The sequence below is a fragment of the Pseudomonas sp. P5_A2_2 genome, from assembly GCF_054177685.1.
Genome location: NZ_JBGCUL010000461.1, coordinates 1 through 3,561 on the forward strand (window position 1 = coordinate 1; position 3,561 = coordinate 3,561).

Annotated in this window: 3 protein-coding genes and 1 pseudogene; all 4 read left to right on the forward strand. The window is 58.0% G+C overall.

The features are described 5' to 3' along the window. The coding region (locus ACXRVY_RS20400) for a Y4yA family PLP-dependent enzyme (protein WP_458238098.1) at nucleotides 1-1,069 on the forward strand (1,069 nt) is incomplete at its 5' end. A 14-nt stretch (nucleotides 1,070-1,083) separates the two neighbouring features. Continuing rightward, a complete protein-coding gene (locus tag ACXRVY_RS20405) occupies nucleotides 1,084-2,127 on the forward strand; it encodes a PLP-dependent cysteine synthase family protein (protein ID WP_223458035.1) in 1,044 nt (347 codons plus the stop codon). A 28-nt stretch (nucleotides 2,128-2,155) separates the two neighbouring features. After that, nucleotides 2,156-3,316 carry an NAD/NADP-dependent octopine/nopaline dehydrogenase family protein gene (locus tag ACXRVY_RS20410; RefSeq protein WP_223458038.1) on the forward strand — a complete coding sequence of 387 codons (1,161 nt, stop codon included), beginning with the start codon at nucleotides 2,156-2,158 and terminating at the stop codon, nucleotides 3,314-3,316. Between the two features lie 36 nt (nucleotides 3,317-3,352). After that, nucleotides 3,353-3,561 (forward strand): annotated as a pseudogene (locus tag ACXRVY_RS20415) (IucA/IucC family protein); the annotation flags it as partial.

Here is a 3,561-nt window from a genome sequence, read left to right on the forward strand (position 1 = left end):
GTTGCATGCAGCGCTGCGAGCCGGCACGCCAGCAGAAAAAATCTGTGCCACGGGACCGGCCAAAACTGCCGCGTTTCATCAAGCACTGATCAGCGCCGGTTCATTGATTTGCGTGGACTCGCTGGAAGAGTTCGATCACCTGAAAAGCGTGATCAACGCACAGCCAAGCCTTGCCAAAGCCAAGGTTTTACTGCGCTACAGACCTAGGAGCAGTCCAGGGAGTCGATTTGGAATGGGCTCGGAAGACTTGCTCGAAGGCCTTCAACGGTTGACGAAATACGCTGAGTCTTTTCACTTCGAGGGTTTCCATTTCCATCTCGGCGGCTATGGATTTGAACCCCGTGCACAAGCCTTTCGTGAGGTCACCGGGTTCGTCGAGGCGGCCAGGGAAATGGGCTTGAATCCGCGGATGATTGATATTGGCGGCGGCTTGCCGATTCGTTATGTCGAGCCCCAGGACTATGCTCGGTTCCTGCAAAACGACAATAACCCCAGCCATTATCATAACCTGAAAGTTCCCGCTGCCTATTACCCTTACGGCAGCGACCTGACAGCGCCGCAATGGTTGACGTTATTACTCGAGGCCGAACACTCAAAAGGCCTCTCCATCGCAAACTATTTGAACCGACAGAATATAACCCTGGCACTGGAACCCGGTCGGAGTCTGGTGGACCAGGCGGCCATTTCAATATTCCGCGTCACACGCACAAAAAAACTGGCCGACAACAAAACCGTAATTTTTGTTGAGGGCAGCAGTTTCAGCGCCTGCGAAACCTGGTTCGCTTCTGAATACCTGGTTGATCCAATACTCATCAGCACAAAAGAACTGCCCGACACACCGACCCAAGCGTATATAGCGGGCCATAGCTGCCTGGACGATGACGTCATCACTCATCGCCTGATCAACTTCGCGACTGTGCCTCAAGCCGGCGACTTATTGATTTACATCAATACCGCCGGTTATCAGATGGACTTGCTGGAGAACGAGTTTCATCGCCACCCCCTGCCCCGGCGGTTGACGGCGACCTGTTGTACGGAAGGTAACTTTGCGTTTTCACCTGACTACTAAAGGAAACAATTTAAATGATCTTGAATAAAGTATCCGACCTTATCGGTAATACGCCGATGTTGGGCATCGATGTTCCGGACACCAACGCCCGTTTATTGTTGAAAATTGAAAAAAACAATCCCGGCGGCAGTATCAAAGACCGTATGGCACGCAACATGGTATTGGCTGCGCTCAAGTCCGGTCGATTGAAACCCGGCGGCGTGGTCGTCGAGTCGTCCTCCGGCAACACCGGGATTGGCTTGGCCATGGCAGCGGTCGAGTTCGGCCTGCACTTTATCGCTGTGGTCGACCATCACGCGGCGCAAGACAAGATCGCGGTGATGAAGGCTCTGGGGGCCGACATTCGTTTCGTCAAAGGTACGTATCGCGAAGATGAAGTCGCGGTGGTCGAGCGCCAGCGTATGGCAGCCGAACTGGCGGCCGAGATCCCCGGGGCAGTGTTCATGAACCAGTCCGACAACGCAGCCAATGCCGGCGGCTACAGTGATTTCGTCCGCGAAACCATTGCTCAGGCTGAAGGCGTTGTCGGCGCTTACGTTGGTTGTGTCGGCACCGGCGGTTCGATGACCGGCATCGCACGTGGCTTGAAAGTGCACAACCCGGACACCGTGACCGTCGCGGTGGAACCCGCCGGTTCGATCGTCTTCGGCCACCCCGGCTATCCCTACTACCAATCCGGCACCGGTACGCCGGCCGGTGACACTGTCGGCCTGGTGCTCGACTACAGCTGCATCGATCTGGGTGTGCAGGTCACCGACTCTCAGGCGTTCGAAACGGCCCGCTACATCGCGCGCAACTTCGCCCTGCTGGTCGGCGGCTCGACCGGTGGTGCAATTTTCAAGGCGCTGGAGCTGATCCACAAGGGCGTACTGACCGGCAGCGTAGTTGTGCCGATTGCCGACGGCGGCGAGAAATACCTGCACACCGTGTTCGACGATAAATGGCTGCAAGAGCGCGACCTGATCGACCCGGGCATCGCACCGCAACTGGATGCCTGGCTGGGCAAGACCCAATGGCTGGAATCCGTTTCCGCGCCGCTGCAACTGAGCGTCGCATGACTCAACCATCACACAGGAACGCCTCTCGATGAATCTGTTGAAAGTCGCCATCTGTGGTGGCGGCAGGACCGGCCATCTCAACGCCATCCTGTTCAAGCAACTGCCCAACGTTCAGGTTTCGATGCACACCCATAATCCGCAGGTCATCGAACAGCACGCCCGTCACACGCCGATGCAGGCCTTGCTGCCCGATGGCTCGACCCTGAGTGCCCGGCTGGATCGGGTAACCAGCGATGCAAAAGCGGCGGTGGAAGATGCCGACATCGTCATCATCACCGTGCCCGCCCATGCCCGACCACAAACGCTGAAGGCCATTGCGCCGCATCTGAGCGCGAGCAAACCGGTTTACGTCGGCGCGATTCCGGGGTTTTGTGGTTTCGACTGGCTGGCTGAAGCTACCCTGCCCGATCGGCCGAATGTAGTGATCTGGGGCATGAAGGATGTTCCGCATACTGCGTTCGAGCTGACACCGGGGCGCTCGATCAAAATGGGCGGCGGCAAAAGCCAGCTGTATGTGGCAACCCATGCCCGCGAGTCGCGGGCGTCCAGTCAGCAACTGGAGGAAATCCTGACGCGGTTGTACGGCCCGTGCGTGACGATGCTCGACCACTATCTGGAGATCACCCTGACGCCGGGTAACCCGATCATGCACAGCTCGGTGATCTACGGCCTCATCGGCCCGTACGGCCAGTGGCATCGCAAGATCTTCCCGCAACCCATGTGCTGGTGGACCGAGTGCCCGGAACTGGGCGCTTACTTCCTCGAACGCATGGATCAGGAAAGTCAGGACTTGTGCGCAGTGATCAGCCAACGACTGGGCATCGACCTGTCCTCGGTGAAATCCCTGAAACAGGAAATCGTCGAGGCCTACGGCGAGCAGATCCGCGACCAGAGCAGCATGCTGTCGATCCTGCGCACCAATCAGGCCTACAACGACATCCTCGCGCCGATGGTGCCAGCCGCCGGCAACCGCGCCGGTTACGTGATCGAGCGCGAGAGCCGGGCCTTCAACGAAGACGTCGCCTACGGCCTGGTGCTGCTGGTGGAAATGGCCAAACGTTTCGACCTCAAGGTGCCGTATATCGAGGAAGTCCTTCAGTGGAGCGTGGCCTACATGCAAGGCCTGCGCGACTCGGCGCTCGATTACTTCCCGAGCCACTGGCCACACACGACAAGCGCCGCCGCTTGATCTCTTTATTCAATTTTCGATGAGCAGACCGCTGATATGGATGACTTCAAGACACTGATCGCCTACTCCCGCAAAAACGCCATGCGCCGCTTGGTTCGCTGCCTTTTTGCGGAAAACATCCTCGACCGTTCGGCCCTGAGCTTTTCCGTCGAGGGCAACCAGGCCACTTACCCGCTCAAGGGCGGCCGCGCCCACCTGGCTTTCTCCGACATTGCCAAAGGCCCGGCCGACACGGTGGTCAATGA

Excerpts from the sequence above, each read along its gene's own strand:
- ACXRVY_RS20405 (WP_223458035.1), top strand. The coding sequence starts at position 1,084 with ATGATCTTGAATAAAGTATCCGACCTTATCGGTAATACGCCGATGTTG.
- ACXRVY_RS20410 (WP_223458038.1), top strand. The coding sequence starts at position 2,156 with ATGAATCTGTTGAAAGTCGCCATCTGTGGTGGCGGCAGGACCGGCCAT.